This is a genomic window from Vibrio sp. 1401 (assembly GCF_033340295.1).
Genome location: NZ_JAWOWF010000009.1, coordinates 77,752 through 96,480 on the forward strand (window position 1 = coordinate 77,752; position 18,729 = coordinate 96,480).

Consider the following 18,729-nt stretch of genomic DNA (forward strand, 5'->3'; position numbering starts at 1 on the left):
TGATTTGTTGGCTTAGCATATGGAGATGAACGTTTACAACAGGTATTATGATTTTTTTGACGTTAGTTCCATTGGTGGCATGAAAATACTGATATGTGATGACTCAGCTGTTGCAAGAAAGCTTATTGCGCGTTCTATCGTACAAGATACATCATTGCATCTTATTGAAGCGCAAGATGGTTATGAGGCGCTTAATATTCTTGCTGAGCAAAATATCGATATTTTGTTTCTCGATTTAACGATGCCCATAATGGATGGTTTTGAGGTCCTCGAATCATTACCTGTTAGTCAGTACCCGACCAACATCGTCATTATTTCTGGAGATGTTCAACAAGAGGCAAAACAGCGCTGTCTCGATCTTGGTGCTCAAGCTTTTATCGCTAAGCCTCTGACAGAAGAGCAGGTGCTCCCACTATACGAACAATTAGGACTGCATTATGCGTTCAAACCTAGTCATTCGGTTGATTCTAAAAACCAGGGTTGCGAAGAGCTTTCCTTACTAGCCAAATTCCGTGAAATTGCGAACATTGCCCTTGGTAAAGGGGCTGCGATTATGGCCGACCATTTACATGAGTTCATACAACTTCCTGTTCCTCATGTTGGACCGTTGTCCTACGGCGAGCTTCATATGACACTGGTTGATGTGGTTGGGCGTGACAGTTCCGTTGCGGTAGCGCAGAGGTTTGTCGGTGGTGGTATTCACGGAGAGGCACTGGTGTGCTTACGTGGTAGGGATATCAATCAGATTGGGGAAAAATTAGGTTACCTCCTTGAGTTTACGCCTCATAATGAAATCATCTTGAATATCTCTAACCTACTGGTTTCGTCATTTCTCACATCATTGGGCGATCAACTCGACAAGCAGTTCTCACTTCGTCAGCCAGGCATTGTGGATACCTTAACACCTTATTGTGAAGAGCAAGGCGAGTTGGGTGAGCTCTTTACTATCGAATACACCTACATGGCAGAAGCGCTCGATTTCGAGTGCGAGGTACTGTTTTTAATTGATAAGCCATCCGTAGAAATAATCTATGAAATCATGGAGCTAATCTAATGTCCGATATCACGCTGGACATAGCAGACTTTCATTGGGTCACACAAATTCTCGATACGATGGATTCAGGGCTTATTGTTTTGGATCAAGAGTATAAAGTGTGTGTGTGGAACAGTTTTATGCAGTCATACAGTGGCATTCTATCACAAGAAATTCTTGGTGAATGTTTATTTGAGCATTTTGAAGAGCTGCCAAGAACTTGGCTAGAAACCAAGATAAAAGCTGCCGCCGATCTGGAAACTCGTTCTTTTTCTAGCTGGGAAAACCGACCGTATCTTTTTAAGTTCAACAATTTTTCTCCGGTTTCAAACAGCAGTGATTTTATGTATCAAGATATCGTGATCACGCCGTTAATTGGGCTTTCAGGAGAGGTCAGCCACATTGCTATTCAAGTCAATGATGTTTCTGAAACTGCGAGAAATCGCATTCATTTGAAAGAAACAAATCAACATTTGTCGGAAATCAGTCGCAAAGATGGTTTAACAGGTTTATTTAATCGCGCTTATTGGGAGCAATCATTGAAAGATGAGTTTGCTCACTTAAAAGTTATCGACGGACCATGCTCATTAGTAATATTCGATATCGACCACTTTAAGAAGGTGAATGATACTTATGGTCACCCGACAGGGGACGAAGTCATTCGTCGAACCTCTGCCTTGTTGAGAAAAACAGCAAGGAGCAGTGACATCTGCGGTCGTTTTGGTGGTGAAGAGTTTACGGTACTACTTCCTCACACAAACCAGGAGCAAGCTTGCTATTTCGCAGAGCGTTTGCGCAAAAGAATTGAGCAAGAGATCGTGAAAGTGGAAGATTTTTTGATTAATTACACGATAAGTATTGGTGTTTGCGAGTATAAGCCTTATTTTGAAACTCACACTCAATGGTTAAAGAGTGCCGATGCTGCGCTGTATCGTGCAAAAGAAAATGGTCGTAACCAAACCTGTTTGCATGAAAATGACTGAAATATAAAAAGGTTTGAAGAAACCCAGTATCCGAATTCAGTGAAGCAAAGCTCAATTGTTTGAAAATCATCCAGTTGGTTCGTGAATGTTTGTTAATATGAAATAAGTTAATGAAATTTTCTCGGCATGTCTTACTATTGAAACTATTCTGCTTTCAGCTTCGAAGGCTTGCAATAAACGGAGAAAAACAGTGGTTTTAGAAACCGATGGATATCTCGCTCTTATCGAGCACTTATCTCTAAATCTAGATATTTTTACGACCGAAATTGGCGACACTGGATCCGAAAGCATCGAAGATGTTGTCACCGATATGGTGGCTTCAAACATCATGGCGATTTTTGAGCAAAATCCAGAACTTCACTCGAGCGTACGCTTCAAATTGTTGAAAGAGGCTGATGCAGTTGTTGAAGATCTTGGTGAGATATTGGCTGGGGTATGGCATAAAAAAGCGACCAATGAACAGATCACGTTCCTTGATGAATACATCGCTCTGGTCAAAAATCTGTTCGATAATGCTGTTGCGACTTACGACTGATATTGTTTTAACTTACAGCAATGTCCGGTTAAAGAGTGAGAGGAGTTACATTGTAACTCTTCTTATTTGCCAAAACTTAGATGCCCAGTATGGGTTGTCGATTCTTGAAATAATCACACCTCTAGACGTCGATGCATGCATGAACTGCTTGTTACCCAAGTAAATTCCGACATGATAAGTTGTACGTCTTGTTTTAAAAAACACTAGATCCCCTTGCTTGGCATCCGTCCAACTTAACTCCACACCTTGCTTTGATTGCTGCTTCGTTGTCCTTGGTAACGAGAGCTGATAAGCCTCAACAAACGCTTTTTGTACAAATGCTGAGCAATCAATTCCAGATTTCTGTGTCCCGCCTAAGCGATAAGGCGTGCCGTGCCACTCTGAGTAAAAGTCGAACAAGTCAGGGTTGTCCGACAATAGCTGATTTGTAGGTGTTGTCACCTGTGCTTGCTCACTAGGCTCAGGCCCAGAAGAGCAGGCGCTTAGTAGCACACTGATTATCAAAGGAAAATATACTCGACGCAAATCACCACCTGTCATCTCTATGACTCACAACTGAAATATTAGTGTCATAACCAATCCATAGTATGGGCTGCAAATCACGGTTTTGTCTCACAAATGTGACGGAATCACTGCAGAACCGATTCAACCTTAAGAAAGAATAAAAATTGATTATGGCAAAGCGAAAACGCTCACGCACATCACTTTCACTGATTCAGGCTGTCAGTGCAACATTTTTAACTATCATTGCTCTTGTTATAGCCCTTTCTGTCTCAAGTTTCAAAGGAATGGAACAGGTAGGGGAACAATTTGAAGACTTGTCGCAAAAAGCGTTACCAATCGCGATGGCAAACGCAAAGTTAACCAGGAATGTATTGGAGATGGTTAAGCTACTCAACCATGGTATGCAGATTACTGAGCCGAAAGAGTTGCCTCTCATAAAAGAGCAAATCGACTCTCTTGCAACTCAAAGCACGACTTTGGTTGTGGAAGCGTCTGGTGTAGCTCAGCAACTTTCGGAGGAGTTAGACACCAAACTAGCGCGTTTACATAACATCACGCAGTCCATTTTGTTGAAGCAATCTTCGGTGATACAAATTCAAATGGATATTGATGCCGCTGTTGGTGGTTTTCGCTATGGGCTTAGCTCTATCGGTCCGGAAATGAATCGAATCAGTTCGTTCCTTAGTGCTGATAATCCTGAGTCGAGCGATGCCGCTAACCGTTTCATTGCTTCTGCAAGCTCAATGGAAAGTACGTTCTTAGTCATGATGATGCACTCAGAATTAAACAAAGCCGAAAAAGAATACCGAGAAATGCGAAATCGCATAGCAGGTATTAAACTCGCCTATGAAGACTTCCAATCTTTCCATCCTGAAGTAAGTGAATATGCAAGCTTAACCGCACCATATGAGATGGTGAAACAAGGCTTTAGTGAAAAGGGCGTGCTGCGTTTGATCCTCGCCAAACTAGAACAAGGGGAATTGCAACGTTCAGAGTTTAAACAGGCTTCGATGCTTGCGGATGAAACCATGCGGTTACTTGATCAAATCTCCCAAACCGCTGGTCAGTTGATCGATGAAAAGGAGCGGGTGGTCAACGAGACCATTGAATCGGTTAGCGTTGTGCTCGTGTTTGCGGCGTGTGTGATTTCTTTTATTATTCTGGTTACTTGGTTTAGCCTAAAGTCATGGACAAACCGAGGGTTAAGGAATGTACTAACGCGTCTTTCAGCACTTACCGAACATGATTTTCGTGACAAGGCAGAAGAAGTCGGCCCCTATGAGCTGAAAGAAGTAGCACGAAAGTTGAATCAAGTAATCGATTCCACACATGACTCCATTCTAACGGTGACGCGCAATTGTGAAACGCTTTATCAGACGGCAGAAGTAAGTCACAGTGCAGCCGAACAAACAAGTGATGGGTTGGCAACACAAAATGAAGCGTTGTCGAGTATGATCACGACCATAACGGAGCTTGAAGCCTCTATTCGTGAAATAGCAATGGTGACAAATGCATCTTCACAGGACTCGCTCCTTGCAACCCAACACACTGAAAAAGGGGTTCAAGTCGTGGAACAAAACCGCGAACGTTTGGAGTCATTAGAAAGCTCTTTGGATGTAAATGAACAGTCAATGTTAGAGCTAGACCAGCGTGTTAAACAGATTCGTGAAATGGTGGATATGATCAGTGGGATCGCGGACAACACCAACTTGCTTGCTCTCAACGCGGCAATAGAGGCTGCCCGTGCTGGTGAGCAAGGGCGTGGATTTGCTGTTGTCGCTGATGAAGTTCGCAAACTTGCAAGTGATACCTCTCAACAAACTACGAACATCCGAGAAATGATGAGCGAGCTTATTACTGCCGCAGAGCGTTCGCGCCAAGCAGTCAATGATTCAAGAGAAGAAATGACCCACGCGCTAAAGTCCAGCAATGAAGTGAAATCGACATTCTCTGATATCAACCTCGCGGTTAAGTACATTCAAGAACGTGTTGAGCAAATCTCAGTTGCTACAGAAGAACAAGAACGAGCGACGGCAGATGTATCTCAATCCATCACACATATTTCTGATCTTGGCGAACGCACAAAGCTGCAGCTTGAGTCTATGGTTGAGAGTTCTGAGCAAGTGGCGGAAATTGCTGGGCACCAGCAGGCAATGCTGCACAAGTATGAGCTTCATCAGACCAAGTAAATGAGATGTTTCCACCGACTAAAAGCAGAACCTCGGTTCTGCTTTTTTATTACGGCTACTCATTTAATGGCTCCTATTTGCATTGCAAAAGTGAGTTACATCTCATCTCGTTCATTTCTAAAGGGTTTAGTTATCACAACGTGATGTTAATGCTTTGTTCGAGGGACTCGTTGACTAGAATGTCGCCAGAATTCAAAGGAATGAATCATGCAGCTTCATGCGATTTCTTTATATCCAGAGAAAGCTAAAGCCATAAGAAGGAGTGGTTTTGTGATCGATAAAGTTTGCCCCGTCGTTCTACGTAATCAAAATCAAGAGATCCTACTTTTTAAACATCCGTTGGCGGGTGTTCAGCTCGTCAAGGGCACTGTTGAAGTGTTTGATGAAAGTTACATCATAGCAGCCAAGCGGGAGCTCGCTGAGGAGTCTGGTATCACACATGTTCGTTCCGCACGATATTTATGCTCATGGGACAGTGGTTTTCAAAATCAAGCATGGCATTTTGTTTTGTGTGAGTGTGCTGATCTCGCTAATTCATGGCTGTTTCATACGCAAGACGATGGTGGACATGATTTCGCGTTCTTCTGGCACGATGTCGAGAGCGGCCTTCCCGCGAATGCACATACTGTGTTTCAGCACGGGCTGGAAAAGGTACGAGAGTTGCTAAACCAAGGCGTGATTTAAAGGAGGATTCTGTCGTTGCATTGGCGGATTTGGGACAATGACAAAGCAAACACTATGCTTCTACTAGAAGCAAATAAAGAAGGTAGAGTAGCCGTTACTGTTCTCATCGTGTTGATAATGGCACTGTCGATCTCAAAAATGGCGATGAGATTACAAATGTTTAAGTGACTTCTATATGCTTTGCTCATTCATTCAGATAAGGAAACGGTAATGGATAAATTCGTCTTGTTTCTCTTATGCCTTTTTATGACAGTTGGCGGAGTGGTTCATCTTTATGACAACATTGTTGGTGGCTTTTTACCTTACGATTTTGCGCCACGCTGGTTGAATATGTATTGGAGCGCTTTGGGACTATTGGACTTATTAGCAGCGTATCTATTGGTCAAGCATCGCCGCTCTGGCATAGTCGTTATGTTATTGACTCTTATAACCAATGTTATCTTTAGTTCCCACGCTCACTATACATTAGAAATATTAGATAACAACGTCGCCCTACAAATGAAGACACTGTTTTTAGGGTTCTCATTTGGGGTATCTATCTGGTTATGGAATGCGCGAAAACATAGTCAATCGCGCCAAATATTTCGTTAATTATTATTTTCACAACACTCGATTAAGGATTGTAAACAGGGACTCGTTATGAACGATTTTAAAGACTTGGCCAGTTTTGCTGGTTTCAGCGTACTGACAGGTTTGAGCTTTGCCACCACTTTCTTCAGCCTTGCTTTTCTATACAGCTCAATAGAGGTACAGCAAGTAATGAACACCAATGCTTTGGCATGTGCAGTGCTTGGTGTTGTTGGTTTATTTGTTGGTATTACTCAGCTAAACAAAAAGCGTCAGCTAGCAGAAAACTAATCTGTTCTTACACATCATGAGGATGAAGTAGTGTTTAACTGGGGTTTAGGCTTGGTCTATTCGTTTTGTTGACATACTTCATCCAACAATATTTTTTCAACCATTACTTCTTCTCTTTATTGTAGCGAAAGGGCTGCGTTAACAGCTTATCTAATCTTTGCTCTTCTTCGTCTCTAATTTCCGGCACACCAATAACAACATCTTCATGACCCAACTTAGGCTGAGCTCGGTATGTCCCAAAAAAGCGGTCCCAAACTGAAAGGAAAAAACCAAAGTTTGAGTGGGTCTCTTTTACTATCACTGAATGGTGCACGCGATGCATGTCTGGTGTAACGATGACGTTTCGCAGTTTTTGGTCCATAGATAAAGCCAGTTTTGCATTACTGTGATTAAACATCGCGCTCGCATTAAGCACAATTTCAAATACCACAATTCCGATAGGTGAAACACCTAAGATAAACACGGCTGCAATTTTTACTCCCATTGAAATGATTATTTCGAAGGGATGAAAGCGTGCGCCTGTAGTGACGTCTATGTCGAGATCGGCGTGATGCATTCGGTGAATCTTCCACAGCGGTTTTACATGATGAAAGACAACATGCTGAGCGTAAATGACGAAATCAAGCAAAATGACGGTTAGGAAAATGTTTAACCAATCGGGGAGGGACAGAATATTCAGCAGCCCCCATTGTTGCTCCTGAGCTATGACCGCAGCTTGAAAGGCGGCGATAGGCATGATTAAAGCAATAACTAGGCTGTTAAAAGCAACCAATGACAAGTTATTGACCCAGCGAAACCTGCGCGAAGCGGTCAGTGTTTTTCTAGGCAATTTGTTCTCCCAAATGGCACAAAGCAATAATACGCCAAGGAAAAAGCCTAATCTGAGCCATGAGGGTTCTTGAAATGTCGTTTCTGTCACTGTCATTCCCTTATTTATTTCTTTATCTATGACCGAGATAAGTGTGAAATTATTTCAACACACTGCTGATGGGCTTATCTTGAGGCGAAACCATAATATCAGTAGAATCGCGCTCTACTTTTTACTTGGCATTACTTACCATGAGAATTCACGCTTTCCACCGTTTATATCAGTACCGACAATCTATCTCAACCAAGCCTTTCAACGCGCGTGGATGTAAAGTGGTTCGTTGCCAATATTGCCAGGTTTCTGAGCAACACTGTTTGTGCGACCTTCAGCCAAACATCAAGGCCAATATTGCATGTATGTTGATTGTTTCTGAAAACGAAGTGTTTAAGCCAAGTAATACCGGTCGTCTAATCGCTGATACGATTCAAGAGACTTACGTGTATCAATGGAACCGAACAGAACCGTCTGAAGAGATGCTAGCGCTACTACAGGATGACAGTTATCAACCGGTGATTGTATTTCCTGCAGACTATGTGGATGATCCCTCTCGTTTAATTGAAGATCTAGAGCCAGGGCGATTGGTAAAAGAAGATGTCGAGAACAAAAAATTGTTGCTGATCTTTATTGATGGTAGCTGGCGTGAGGCACGAAAGATATTCCGTCGTTCTGATTTTCTTAAATCTTTGCCTGTGCTTTCCATTGAGCCGGAATCTCTGTCTGAATACATCATGCGCCGCTCCGAGAATGATCAGCATCTTTCAACCGCCGAAGTCGCGACATTAGTTTTAAAACAAGCTGGTGAGCCTAAAGCTGCGGAATGCCTTCAATTGTGGTTTGAAGCCTTCAGAGAAACTTACATGCTGAGCAAGACTCGAGTCAAAAGCGACCCTAACCAGCCACACTTGAAACGTTTCAAAGAGTGGATGAAAACCGAGAGCTGACTCTAAGGAATGAGCTTTTGTTGATGGTATGTTGTTCAACTGGCTTCGGTGAGGGGATAAATCTGCATTCGGTCACGGTTTGCAGGCGTACAGATATGGATAATGCCATCAGTTTATACTTTTGACTCTAGCCATTTTTGAGAGTCGTTTGAAGCATTTTTTAGGAGAGAAATACATGTATTACGGCTTTGATGTCGGTGGCACTAAAATTGAATTTGGTGCATTTAACGAGAAGCTTGAGCGTGTAGCGACGGAACGTGTACCTACACCAACAGACAACTACGAGCTGCTGGTTGATACCATTGCGGAATTGGTGAATAAATACGATACAGAGTTTGGCTGTGAAGGTACGATTGGTCTTGGCCTACCAGGTATGGAAGACGCCGATGATGCAACGGTACTAACAGTTAACGTTCCTGCGGCAAAAGGCAAACCACTTCGTGCTGATCTAGAAGCTAAAATCGGTCGCAGCGTAAAAATTGAAAACGATGCAAACTGTTTCGCGCTTTCTGAAGCCTGGGACGAAGATCTTCAAGATGAACCATCTGTACTAGGTTTGATCCTTGGTACTGGTTTTGGTGGCGGCTTTATCTACGAAGGCAAAGTATTCTCTGGCCGCAACCACGTAGCGGGTGAGGTGGGTCACACACGTCTTCCTATCGACGCATGGTTCCACCTAGGCGAAAACGCACCATTACTGGGTTGTGGCTGTGGCAACAAAGGCTGTTTAGATAGTTACCTATCTGGTCGTGGTTTCGAGCTTCTTTACGCGCATTACTACGGCGAAGAGAAGAAAGCGATCGACATTATTAAAGCGCACGCAGAGGGTGAGGAGAAAGCAGTAGAGCACGTCGAGCGCTTTATGGAGCTGCTAGCGATCTGCTTTGCAAACCTGTTTACTGCAACAGACCCACACACCGTTGTACTTGGTGGTGGCTTATCTAACTTCGAATTGATTTACGAAGAGATGCCAAAACGCATCCCTAAACACTTATTGTCTGTGGCTAAGTGTCCTAAGATCATCAAAGCAAAACACGGTGATTCAGGTGGTGTACGCGGCGCTGCGTTCTTAAACATCAAGTAATGACTTAAACCTTACTCGATATAAAGTAAGAAGAAATTTAAAGCCCCGTTTAGACTTTCAAGGTTAAACGGGGCTTTTACTTATATACCTAAGTAATTTCGGTATGCTCGGGTATAGATCATGAACAAAAGTAGCATGCATAAAAAACTCACGACGAATCGTGAGTTTTCTGTTTGCAGCTAAGCTTATTTGTTCTTTTTGCCTACACCCAGGTTTTCTTTTTGAGCTAGGGTGATTTTGCTAAAGCCTAATTTTCTGAAGTAGTTGTCGCGGTAGTTTCGCACTGCTTTAGTGTCAGACACTGCTTCGATTTGTTGCTCCATCTTTAGGAACTCAGTGATATCGATACCTTCGGCTTCTGCAACTGCTTCTTGAATGTTGCGGTGTTGCTGGTATGAGAACGTCAGTTCTTTGTCTTGGTCTTTGTAAGTGTAAAGAATGGTGCGAGCCATAGCTGTCTCTCTGAAAAGGTTTCGGTATTAAACAAAAAGGCCAGACTCGCTGACCTTTGAATTTCTAGTTTGAGCTAGATTCTGCCTTGAAGTGGGATAATTGTCACGCTTTCTCCCGCTTTAACTGTATCAATAGCTGGGGAGATTTCGATCAAACAGTTCGCCTCACTCATTGAACGCAAAATACCAGATCCTTGCTTGCCTGTTGTACGAACGGTTAAACGGCCAGTTGCATCCAGTTCATAGACGCCACGGCTAAACTCGGTACGACCTTGTCGAGAGCGAAGGTTTTCAGTCGCGATGGCATTCACTTTCAGAGGCTTCCAGCCTTGTTCGCCTTGCATCTTACGCAGTGCAGGCTCGACAAAGTTGATGAATGAAACCATCACGGCAACAGGGTTGCCCGGCAGACCAAAGAACGGCTTGTTGTTGATTTGACCAAACGCTAATGGACGTCCCGGACGCATGTTGATTCGCCAAAAATCTATTTGACCAAGTTTATCCAAGGCAAGTTTGATGTAATCCGCATCACCAACAGATACGCCACCAGAAGTCATAACCACGTCCGCTTGCGCCGATGCGTTTTCCAATGCTTCAATCATTAACTGTTCGTTGTCTTCCAGAATACCGAAGTCCAAGATCTCGCAGCCGAGCTTTTCAAGCATGCCCATGATGGTAAAACGGTTGGAATCGTAGATAGAATTCGCTTTTTGCTCTGTTCCCGGCGCTTGTACTTCGTCACCGGTGGAGAACACGGCAACTTTCAATTTGCGGAACACATTCGCTTCACCAAAACCAAGCGAAGCGATCATGCCCATTTCTGGAGAGGCTAGGCGAGTGCCTGCGGTAAAGACGTCACTGCCGATAGTGAGATCTTCACCTGCTTGACGAACGTTTTGGCCTGCTTTGATATTCGCACCGTCAAAGGTGACCTTGTCACCTTCTTGAGAGGCTTGCTCACGCATGACCACTGTATCGCCGTTACGTGGTGTTGGTGCGCCAGTCATGATTTTCACCGCTTGACCAACTTGAAGAGGCTGATCGTAAGCATGGCCCGCCATCACTTCAGCAACCACTTGGTAGCTATCACGGTCAACATCATCACTGCGGATGGCGTAACCGTCCATAGCGGAGTTGGTGTATTGCGGCACGTTTACTGGTGAAATGATATGTTCCGCGAGAACGCGCCCGTAAGCGTTTTCAATCTTGCATGCTTCTATTTCCGAAACCGTGTTCACCAAAGAAAGGATTTTTTCTTGGCCTTGAACCACAGAAAGGAAAGCCGGAGAAAGAGTGTCGCAACATGCGGCGTCTTTCTCTTTAGATTTTGGTGCTTTTGCATCTTGAACGTATTGAAGAACAAATTGAGCGATGGCATCTAAATCATTGATGTTCATTTGAGGGAGCTCAGAATCTAACTCCGCACTGTCGGAAGCGATAGCAATGATGTTGTCATCGTGAGGGTAAAGCCAAGGTTTACCCACTTCTTCACGGTGCAATTCAATTTTAGGAAACGCGATGTTTTTACAGCCTTCGACCAAAACTACATCGAGCTTGTCTTCATCAAAACGTGTTAATAGGTATTCAAACTTTGCTTCGGCCTCTGGCGTTTCTGTCATTAACGCATAACGGTTGCGAGAAGCAATCAGCATTTGAGACGCGCCAGCTTTGCGTAAACGGTAGCTGTCTTTACCCGGCTTATCGACATCGAAGTTGTGGTGTGCATGTTTTAGCATGCCAATGCGTAAACCTGCTTCAGTCAGCTTTGGCAATAGGGCTTCAAGTAGCGTGGTTTTGCCTGTGCCTGAATAAGCTGCAAAACCAAGAATAGGAATGTTTAGCGTGTGTTTCATGATTCTAATTGTCCAAATTGCGCCAGTTCTTCCGGAGTGTTCAAGTTGACGAAACAGTTTGGTGAGTCGCTAAAGTCAACGTAACTGGTGTTGCACTCTTTGTAGAGCAGAATGATTTTGCGGTCGCCACGTTCTAAAAATGCGGTGAGTTTTGGCAGTACGCGTTTGTGGTAGAGCGTGAAAACAGGTTGCTGATGGTCACCATCATGCGCGACTAAAATATCACTGTCTTCTTTGACGGCCTGGCAGAAACGCTCGACAAGGTCGGTGTTAATTTGAGGGCTATCGCAAGGTACAAATCCGACCCAGTCAGTTTCAGCATGCATCAAACCCGCGTGAATACCGCCCATAGGTCCAGGGAAATCTTTGAATTGATCACTAAATACGAAACCAAATTTGCTGTACGCATCTTGGTTTCGATTGGCATTAATTAAAATGCGTGGTGTTTGTGGAGATAAACGTTTAATAACGTGTTCGATGAGTGGCTTCTGATTTAATTCAATCAGACCTTTATCTTTTCCACCCATACGGCTGGCTTGGCCACCAGCCAAAATGACCCAACTAGTTTGTGTTGGTTGAAGCATATGCATTCTCTTGGGATGTTTCTTTTGGTATGACATACAACAGAGGAGACTCTATCAAAGTCTTGTCTTTAATCCACCACTGTTTTTTACATAAGTCGGTCAGTGCGTTGGTTTGATGGCTTGTCACCACGATACTGGAACCTCGATCCAAAAGATCTTTCGCCATCACCACCAATCGCTCAATGGACTCTTGGTCTAAAGACGCACTTGGCTCATCCATCAATAAAATCGACGGTTTTAAAATCCAAGCCCTTGCCATGGCAACGCGCTGTTTTTCACCGCCGGACAACACGGAAATATGTTCGTCCGCTAAGGTTTCTAAACCTACCATGCGCAGCGCGTGAATAACTTGAGCTCGCTTATCTTTTTGCGTGTCTTGTTGATATTTCACTCCATAGACTACGTTTTCATATACAGTGCCGTCAAAAAGGTAAGGGGATTGATGGAGATAAATCACATCGACACGACCATTGCGACACGTCAGTCTTTTCAGCCACGTATCTTTTGGCGCAACAACATCGCCAGTAGAGGGTTTGAGCAAGCCAGCAAGGATTTTGAGTAGGGTAGTTTTGCCCACACCATTGTCACCCTTGAGATAAATGGCATCATTTGGGCCGATGGCTAACTCAGGGATGTGGAAAAGCACACGCTCTTTAAAGCGCATGGATAACTGTTCGGCGTTGATTTTTATAGTCATAATTCGCCTCGACATGGGGTTAATGGTGAGTCGTTTGTTTGCTTCATGTTCTATGTTCTGAGGTAGCCTTTGCCTCTCATGCTTGACAAGAAGAAGTTTAGAGCCAACGCTAAAGATAGTAATACAATTCCTAATGCAACTCCTTGCGCAAAAGCACCTTTACTGCTTTCCATTGCGATAGCCGTGGGAATATTTCGCGTCACGCCCATAATGTTCCCACCAACCATCATTGAGCAGCCCACCTCGGTCACGATACGTGAAAACCCTGCAATGATAGCCGCAAGTAGAGGAAAGCGGGTTTCCCAAATCATCGTAGCTGCCAAGCGCGGAATGGAGACGCCCAGCGTGATGGCAGTTTCCACTGCACGACGGTCGCTAGATTGTAATGCACCATGCATCATCGATACCAAAACAGGGAAGCAGATCACCATTTGGCCGAAGATCATTGCCTTCTGAGTGAACAGCATTTGCCAGTCTCCCCAAGGGCCAGCACGCGACAGCAACATGTACAGCAACAGGCCAATCACCACGGTAGGGACCGCTTGCAGCGTATTTACGATCGACAACAAAAACCATTTACCGCGAAAGTCGGTATACGCCAGTACAAAGGACATCAAAATAGCCGGCAATACCACTAGTGATATTGCCGTGATAGAAACACTAAAGGAGACCGCAACGATCTCCCATAGGTCTGCATCAAAATTCACCAGTAAGCGAAGCGCTTCCAGTGTTGTATCAGCAAGATTCATATTGCGTTATTTGCTCTCAGCATTCGCAACAAACAGTTGTTTACCGTTTAGGCGGAAACCATTGATAAGTTCCTGTCCACGAGGGTTTACCAACCAATCACTGAATGCCTTCGCACCTTGGTAGTTAATCGTTGGGTAACGCTCAGGGTTAACAAGAATAACTTGGTACGGGTTAAACAGTTTTTCATCGCCTTGGAACAGAATTTCTAGATCCAATTTGTTTTGGTAAGCCAGCCATGTGCCGCGATCCGTCATGGTGTAGCCTTGCATTTCAGACGCCATGTTTAGAGTTGGGCCCATACCTTGACCTACGCTACGGTAGCCACCAAAGTTCGGTTCGATTTTAGTTTGAGCCCAGAAGCCCATTTCTTTTTTGTGCGTACCAGAATCATCGCCGCGAGAGATGAACGTTGCGTTTTTGTTTGCGATCTCTTTGAATACATCTAACACGCCTTCGTCATTTTTGATTGTTGCTGGGTCAGCTTTCGGGCCTACAATCACAAAGTCGTTGTACATTAGCTTGCGAGGTAAAACGCCGTAGCCTTTCTCAACAAATGCGCCTTCAGCTTTTGGTGCATGTGTCATCACCAAATCTACGTCACCGTTTTCGCCCATTTTTAAGGCTTTACCCGTACCTGCAGCAATAACATCGACTTTGTAGCCCGTGTCTTTTTCAAATTGTGGAAGCAGGTAATCAAGTAAACCTGAATGGTAAGTACTGGTTGTGGTTGCAAGGCGAACATGTTCTCCGTCTTGAGCAGAAAACGCAGAGTAACTTACAAGCGTGATAGACGTTGCAGCCAGAGTTAGCGCAATTTTTTTCATTTTTATGTGTTCCTTTCCAATGATTCTTTGGAATCTCTCCAGGTTTTAGGGAGAAGCCTTTTTGGACGAGAGCGATTAGCGTAATACGCAAGTTGTCTTAGGGTGTTGGAATAAGCAAACATCAACATCCTGAGATCACTTAAATGCGCTCCGTATCCACCTTATAGCAAACAAGATGCCAACCTTTTACAAGCTTAAAGTGCTTGGTTTATGCACTAAATCATGGGGTTATTTGCATAAAAGTTTGCGTTGGTACAAAATGTCGCACTTTTTGTAGGGTATCTCTGTTTAAACTTGGTACACTCTGTCCCATCGAAATCCATCTGGGGTAAATATGTCTACTCAATCCCATCTTAGTACAAACCAACAATATAGCGCCTTTTCCGTACTGGTCGTCGATGATGAATTAGGCATGCAAGCCATCTTGAAAAAGGCATTGGGTAAGCTTTTTTCACATGTCGATACAGCTGGTAGCATCGAAGAAGCAGAACAACTGCGTAATTCTCGACATTATGATCTGATCTTACTGGATATTAATCTGCCAGGGCGTTCTGGAATTGAGTGGGAAGAAGCGTTTGAAGATGATGACAAACGTGCCGATGTGATTTTTATGACGGGTTATGCGGATTTAGAAATTGCCATTCGAGCGCTACAGCTCGGTGCTTCCGACTTTATCCTCAAACCATTCAACCTTGAGCAGATGTTAAAAGCGGTCAGTCGCTGTATGGATCGCCGTTTGAACGAACGCATGCAGTACGCCATGACACGCGATTACCAACGTCACAATACCTCAGAGATCATCGGCGGCTCAGAAAAAACGCGTCTGCTTAAGCAACTTATTAACCAATTTGCACCATCACGTGCTTCTGTTTTGGTGGAAGGTGAGTCGGGTACGGGTAAAGAGCTAGTTGCACGAGGTATCCACCAGGCGAGTGGGAGAACGGGCCCGTTTGTGCCAATCAACTGCGGTGCGATTGCACCAGAGCTTTTAGAAAGTGAGTTGTTTGGTCATACATCGGGCGCGTTTACCGGTGCAAAAAAATCGCGTGAAGGTTTGTTCCGTGTTGCGAACGGTGGCACCTTATTTCTTGACGAAATCGGGGAGATGCCACTTGCAATGCAGGCATCATTATTACGTGTGTTAGAGCAGCGTACGATTCGCCCTGTCGGTTCAGAAAGAGAGATCAGTATTGATGTCCGTATCGTAGCGGCAACCAACCGAAACCTGCAAGAAGAGGTCAATCAAGGTAATTTCCGCAGTGACCTCTATTACCGTTTAAACGTTCTGAAAATTGAAGTGTGTCCGCTGCGAGAGCGCAAAACCGACTTATTTGAGTTGGTGCCATTTTTCAGCAACATGCTGACGCGCGAGCTCGGTATGCCTGCGCCCAAATGGGCTCACGAGGATATGGAAGCCATGAGTGAGTACGATTGGCCGGGAAACATTCGTGAGCTGAAAAACTTGATTGAGCGTTGTATCTTGCTTGGCAAACCACCTGCACACTATTGGCGAGAGCTGAATGGCGGGCATTCACTGCCTAATGTATCGATTACTGTTTCTCACTCTGCTGAGTTACCAACCTTTAGAGAAGGCAAAGAATTTACTGGCGAAGGCTATCCAAACAGCTGGACGTTAAAAGAAGTCGAGAAAGCACATATTAAACAAGTCGTTAACTTGCATGAAGGTAATAAGTCTGCTGCTGCTCGTGACTTGGGCGTAGCTCGCAAGACCTTAGAACGTAAGTACAAAGAATGGGATTCTGAGGGTGAGGAATATGCCGACTAACGGCCCACAGCACAAAGGATTGTCAAAATGGACGCACCGTTTTAAAACCATGGTGCGTTATCGCTTGTTATTCTTAACCTCTGCGCCGATTTTCCTAACATTGTTAGCTCTGATCGGCATTACCATTTATTGGTCTATTCATTACACGTGGCAAAATGCGCTGCTTGATGTCTCGGAACGTCTTGGTGTTGCAAATAACAGTGTAACGTTGTTACAGCAAAAGCAAGCCAATTACGTGCGGGCGTTTGCCGATTCGTACGATTTCCGTATTCGTATTAATCAAGGAACGCCACAAGGTGACCTGCAAAAGTGGGTCACAGAGCAGAAGAAAAGATATGCTTTAGATTTTCTCTCTTTCCAACGCGTTAATTCCATGGAAAACAAATTCCGCTTTATGGATCTCACCAAGCGCGAATCGTTTTTTGATGTGCTCAATAAAGAAGAACTCGAACGCCTCGATCCTGAACTCGCCAAACGAGCAGAAGTGCCTATTCTTGCTGATGGTGACAGGGAGGTGCGTGGGTTAGTCAGTCGGACCGTGATTCCGGTATACAGCCAAGCGAACGATTTGATCGGCTTTCTGGATGGTGGTTTGCTCCTTAACAATAGTACAGTGCTGGTGGATCAAATCCGCGATCTCATATACTTAAGTGATAATGACCGCCTTCGCCCTGTGGGTACGTTGACGGTATTTCTCGATGATTTGCGTGTGAGCACCAACGTTCCTTTAGACAGCGATCATAGGCTAGGGCGCGCCATAGGCACTCGCGTGAGCGCAGAAGTGTATAACCAAGTACTTTCGAAGGGTGAACAGTGGGTTGATCGCGCTTATGTGTATGACGCTTGGTATATTACGGCGTATCAACCAATCAAAGACCAATACGACAATGTTATTGGTATGCTTTATACGGGTTACCTCATGTGGCCATTCGTTAAAGCCTACATGACGAACATTGCCGAAATCAGCTTGATTACGGTTATGTTATTGCTGGTTTCCGGCGTGATGGTATATCGCGGTTCTTATGATCTGTTTCGACCGATCGAACGCATTCATAAAGTGGTGAAGCAGGTCCAACAAGGTAAAGAAAAACGGATTGGCCCGTTAGGATTAGATGCCGATCATGAACTTGCGCAGTTAGCCAGACAGTTTGATGATATGTTAGACGCGCTAGAAGAGCGCAAAATTGAACTGAAAAACTCCGCAGCTCAACTTGAATGCAAAGTTCAAGAGCGTACGGCAAGCCTGAGAGAAAAAACCCAAGATCTTGAACTGCATATTCAATTGCTCAACCAAACCCGCGACAAACTCGTTGTTCATGAAAAACTTGCAGCACTGGGAGAACTCACCGCGGGGATTGCTCACGAAATTAATAACCCAACCGCCGTGATTCTTGGCAACGTAGAATTGATCCATTTTGAATTGGGTGACGATGCAAGTCGAGTACAAGAAGAGATTGATGCGATTCACGCGCAAATTGATCGTATCCGCAATATCACACGCAGTTTATTGCAATACAGTCGCCAAGGCGGTGTTCAAGATGAAATCACTTGGCAACATGTCAATCCTATCATTGATGAAAGCATCACCTTGGTTAAAACTGGCACCAAGAAACGCGACGTTGAGTTTGTGACTGACCTACAAGCGCATACGTCCGTTGAGATAAACCGTCACCACTTGCTACAAATCTTAGTTAATTTGCAAATGAACGCCATTCACGCAATGAGCGGTAAAGGAACTTTAACAGTAGTCAGTGAAGACTGGATTGAAGAGGGCGAAGTGAAAGGAGCTGCGATTCATGTTATCGATGAGGGCTGCGGTATTAAACCAGAAAACTTGAGTCGAATCTTCTCGCCATTTTACACAACGAAACGAGAAGGCACAGGGTTAGGGCTATCGGTCTCCCAAAGTATTCTCAGCCAAACGGGTGGTGAGTTAAAAGCAGAGTCTGAATGGGGAAAAGGCAGTAAATTCAGTATTTATTTACCTAAAAAAGCCGAACTGATCCTAGAGGTGACGAATATCGCTTAGTCACTTGTTGTAAGCATTACGGAAGAAAGAGCCAGTTATAATACTGGCTCTTTTTTGTATTCAATGACGCATTTG

At 44.3% G+C, this 18,729-nt stretch carries 19 protein-coding genes; 11 read left to right on the forward strand and 8 right to left on the reverse strand.

From position 1 onward, the window contains the following. Positions 1-79: 79 nt before the first annotated feature. From R7Z77_RS07340 to R7Z77_RS07350, 3 genes are all read left to right on the forward strand, one after another. Positions 80-1,054: a response regulator gene (locus R7Z77_RS07340; RefSeq protein WP_042523017.1), complete on the forward strand. Its 975-nt coding sequence runs from the start codon at positions 80-82 to the stop codon at positions 1,052-1,054. Further along, entirely contained in the window at positions 1,054-2,016 is a 963-nt protein-coding gene (locus tag R7Z77_RS07345) for a GGDEF domain-containing protein (protein WP_005389546.1), read from the forward strand. Before R7Z77_RS07340 ends, R7Z77_RS07345 begins: the two co-directional genes overlap by 1 nt. A gap of 190 nt (positions 2,017-2,206) precedes the next feature. Next, complete coding sequence (locus tag R7Z77_RS07350; protein WP_005377620.1) at positions 2,207-2,551, forward strand: DUF3802 family protein; 345 nt, start codon at positions 2,207-2,209, stop codon at positions 2,549-2,551. 45 nt (positions 2,552-2,596) lie between these two features. Here the strand turns inward: R7Z77_RS07350 and R7Z77_RS07355 are convergent, their stop codons facing one another. After that, a complete protein-coding gene (locus R7Z77_RS07355) occupies positions 2,597-3,091 on the reverse strand; it encodes an NlpC/P60 family protein (RefSeq protein WP_171342971.1) in 495 nt (164 codons plus the stop codon). 134 nt (positions 3,092-3,225) lie between these two features. Between R7Z77_RS07355 and R7Z77_RS07360 the strand changes: the two genes are divergently transcribed. The 4 genes from R7Z77_RS07360 to R7Z77_RS07375 all read left to right on the forward strand — a co-directional run bounded on the left by R7Z77_RS07360 (position 3,226) and on the right by R7Z77_RS07375 (position 6,786). Further along, positions 3,226-5,244, forward strand: coding sequence for a methyl-accepting chemotaxis protein (locus tag R7Z77_RS07360; protein WP_182016370.1), 2,019 nt, complete (start codon positions 3,226-3,228; stop codon positions 5,242-5,244). A gap of 270 nt (positions 5,245-5,514) precedes the next feature. Further along, the gene (locus R7Z77_RS07365) at positions 5,515-5,928 is read left to right on the forward strand and encodes an NUDIX hydrolase (RefSeq protein ID WP_318136632.1); all 414 of its coding nucleotides are present in this window, start codon (positions 5,515-5,517) and stop codon (positions 5,926-5,928) included. A 210-nt stretch (positions 5,929-6,138) separates the two neighbouring features. Continuing rightward, positions 6,139-6,519 carry a hypothetical protein gene (locus R7Z77_RS07370; RefSeq protein ID WP_182016368.1) on the forward strand — a complete coding sequence of 127 codons (381 nt, stop codon included), beginning with the start codon at positions 6,139-6,141 and terminating at the stop codon, positions 6,517-6,519. 48 nt (positions 6,520-6,567) lie between these two features. Continuing rightward, positions 6,568-6,786 carry a hypothetical protein gene (locus R7Z77_RS07375; RefSeq protein ID WP_033905267.1) on the forward strand — a complete coding sequence of 73 codons (219 nt, stop codon included), beginning with the start codon at positions 6,568-6,570 and terminating at the stop codon, positions 6,784-6,786. Between the two features lie 103 nt (positions 6,787-6,889). On the opposite strand, the gene R7Z77_RS07380 is transcribed toward R7Z77_RS07375, so the two are convergent. After that, positions 6,890-7,705, reverse strand: a complete 816-nt coding sequence (locus tag R7Z77_RS07380; protein WP_025766660.1) for a sterol desaturase family protein — start codon at positions 7,703-7,705, stop codon at positions 6,890-6,892. A gap of 140 nt (positions 7,706-7,845) precedes the next feature. Between R7Z77_RS07380 and R7Z77_RS07385 the strand changes: the two genes are divergently transcribed. Both R7Z77_RS07385 and nagK read left to right on the forward strand, forming a co-directional pair. Continuing rightward, a complete protein-coding gene (locus R7Z77_RS07385) occupies positions 7,846-8,595 on the forward strand; it encodes a tRNA-uridine aminocarboxypropyltransferase (protein ID WP_054730066.1) in 750 nt (249 codons plus the stop codon). Positions 8,596-8,770: 175 nt separating this feature from the next. After that, the gene (gene nagK / locus R7Z77_RS07390; RefSeq protein WP_005377586.1) at positions 8,771-9,679 is read left to right on the forward strand and encodes an N-acetylglucosamine kinase; all 909 of its coding nucleotides are present in this window, start codon (positions 8,771-8,773) and stop codon (positions 9,677-9,679) included. A 185-nt stretch (positions 9,680-9,864) separates the two neighbouring features. Here the strand turns inward: nagK and R7Z77_RS07395 are convergent, their stop codons facing one another. The 6 genes from R7Z77_RS07395 to R7Z77_RS07420 all read right to left on the reverse strand — a co-directional run bounded on the left by R7Z77_RS07395 (position 9,865) and on the right by R7Z77_RS07420 (position 14,839). Beyond that, a complete protein-coding gene (locus R7Z77_RS07395; protein ID WP_005377584.1) occupies positions 9,865-10,131 on the reverse strand; it encodes a DUF2960 domain-containing protein in 267 nt (88 codons plus the stop codon). A gap of 74 nt (positions 10,132-10,205) precedes the next feature. Further along, positions 10,206-11,984 (reverse strand): bifunctional molybdopterin-guanine dinucleotide biosynthesis adaptor protein MobB/molybdopterin molybdotransferase MoeA, encoded by a 1,779-nt coding sequence (locus R7Z77_RS07400; RefSeq protein ID WP_213967705.1) that lies wholly within the window; start codon positions 11,982-11,984, stop codon positions 10,206-10,208. After that, positions 11,981-12,568, reverse strand: a complete 588-nt coding sequence (gene mobA / locus R7Z77_RS07405) for a molybdenum cofactor guanylyltransferase MobA (protein ID WP_025441842.1) — start codon at positions 12,566-12,568, stop codon at positions 11,981-11,983. The genes R7Z77_RS07400 and mobA overlap by 4 nt, the downstream gene beginning before the upstream one ends. Beyond that, the gene (locus R7Z77_RS07410; RefSeq protein WP_318136631.1) at positions 12,546-13,265 is read right to left on the reverse strand and encodes an energy-coupling factor ABC transporter ATP-binding protein; all 720 of its coding nucleotides are present in this window, start codon (positions 13,263-13,265) and stop codon (positions 12,546-12,548) included. Before R7Z77_RS07410 ends, mobA begins: the two co-directional genes overlap by 23 nt. 50 nt (positions 13,266-13,315) lie before the next feature. After that, a complete protein-coding gene (locus R7Z77_RS07415) occupies positions 13,316-14,014 on the reverse strand; it encodes an ABC transporter permease (RefSeq protein WP_005389524.1) in 699 nt (232 codons plus the stop codon). A 6-nt stretch (positions 14,015-14,020) separates the two neighbouring features. Continuing rightward, complete coding sequence (locus tag R7Z77_RS07420) at positions 14,021-14,839, reverse strand: substrate-binding domain-containing protein (protein WP_005389522.1); 819 nt, start codon at positions 14,837-14,839, stop codon at positions 14,021-14,023. Between the two features lie 334 nt (positions 14,840-15,173). Between R7Z77_RS07420 and R7Z77_RS07425 the strand changes: the two genes are divergently transcribed. Together R7Z77_RS07425 and R7Z77_RS07430 are read left to right on the forward strand one after the other, a co-directional pair. Then, positions 15,174-16,625 (forward strand): sigma-54-dependent transcriptional regulator, encoded by a 1,452-nt coding sequence (locus tag R7Z77_RS07425; protein ID WP_064353911.1) that lies wholly within the window; start codon positions 15,174-15,176, stop codon positions 16,623-16,625. Next, positions 16,615-18,654 (forward strand): cache domain-containing protein, encoded by a 2,040-nt coding sequence (locus tag R7Z77_RS07430; protein ID WP_017634912.1) that lies wholly within the window; start codon positions 16,615-16,617, stop codon positions 18,652-18,654. Before R7Z77_RS07425 ends, R7Z77_RS07430 begins: the two co-directional genes overlap by 11 nt. The last annotated feature ends 75 nt before the right edge of the window (positions 18,655-18,729 follow it).

What these genes read in the sequence shown, in the direction of transcription:
- R7Z77_RS07340 (WP_042523017.1), top strand. Translation starts at nt 80, where the DNA reads ATGAAAATACTGATATGTGATGACTCAGCTGTTGCAAGAAAGCTTATT.
- R7Z77_RS07345 (WP_005389546.1), top strand. Translation starts at nt 1,054, where the DNA reads ATGTCCGATATCACGCTGGACATAGCAGACTTTCATTGGGTCACACAA.
- R7Z77_RS07355 (WP_171342971.1), bottom strand. Translation starts at nt 3,091, where the DNA reads ATGACAGGTGGTGATTTGCGTCGAGTATATTTTCCTTTGATAATCAGT.
- R7Z77_RS07360 (WP_182016370.1), top strand. Translation starts at nt 3,226, where the DNA reads ATGGCAAAGCGAAAACGCTCACGCACATCACTTTCACTGATTCAGGCT.
- R7Z77_RS07370 (WP_182016368.1), top strand. Translation starts at nt 6,139, where the DNA reads ATGGATAAATTCGTCTTGTTTCTCTTATGCCTTTTTATGACAGTTGGC.
- R7Z77_RS07375 (WP_033905267.1), top strand. Translation starts at nt 6,568, where the DNA reads ATGAACGATTTTAAAGACTTGGCCAGTTTTGCTGGTTTCAGCGTACTG.
- R7Z77_RS07385 (WP_054730066.1), top strand. Translation starts at nt 7,846, where the DNA reads ATGAGAATTCACGCTTTCCACCGTTTATATCAGTACCGACAATCTATC.
- nagK (WP_005377586.1), top strand. Translation starts at nt 8,771, where the DNA reads ATGTATTACGGCTTTGATGTCGGTGGCACTAAAATTGAATTTGGTGCA.
- R7Z77_RS07395 (WP_005377584.1), bottom strand. Translation starts at nt 10,131, where the DNA reads ATGGCTCGCACCATTCTTTACACTTACAAAGACCAAGACAAAGAACTG.
- R7Z77_RS07400 (WP_213967705.1), bottom strand. Translation starts at nt 11,984, where the DNA reads ATGAAACACACGCTAAACATTCCTATTCTTGGTTTTGCAGCTTATTCA.
- mobA (WP_025441842.1), bottom strand. Translation starts at nt 12,568, where the DNA reads ATGCTTCAACCAACACAAACTAGTTGGGTCATTTTGGCTGGTGGCCAA.
- R7Z77_RS07410 (WP_318136631.1), bottom strand. Translation starts at nt 13,265, where the DNA reads ATGACTATAAAAATCAACGCCGAACAGTTATCCATGCGCTTTAAAGAG.
- R7Z77_RS07415 (WP_005389524.1), bottom strand. Translation starts at nt 14,014, where the DNA reads ATGAATCTTGCTGATACAACACTGGAAGCGCTTCGCTTACTGGTGAAT.
- R7Z77_RS07420 (WP_005389522.1), bottom strand. Translation starts at nt 14,839, where the DNA reads ATGAAAAAAATTGCGCTAACTCTGGCTGCAACGTCTATCACGCTTGTA.
- R7Z77_RS07425 (WP_064353911.1), top strand. Translation starts at nt 15,174, where the DNA reads ATGTCTACTCAATCCCATCTTAGTACAAACCAACAATATAGCGCCTTT.
- R7Z77_RS07430 (WP_017634912.1), top strand. Translation starts at nt 16,615, where the DNA reads ATGCCGACTAACGGCCCACAGCACAAAGGATTGTCAAAATGGACGCAC.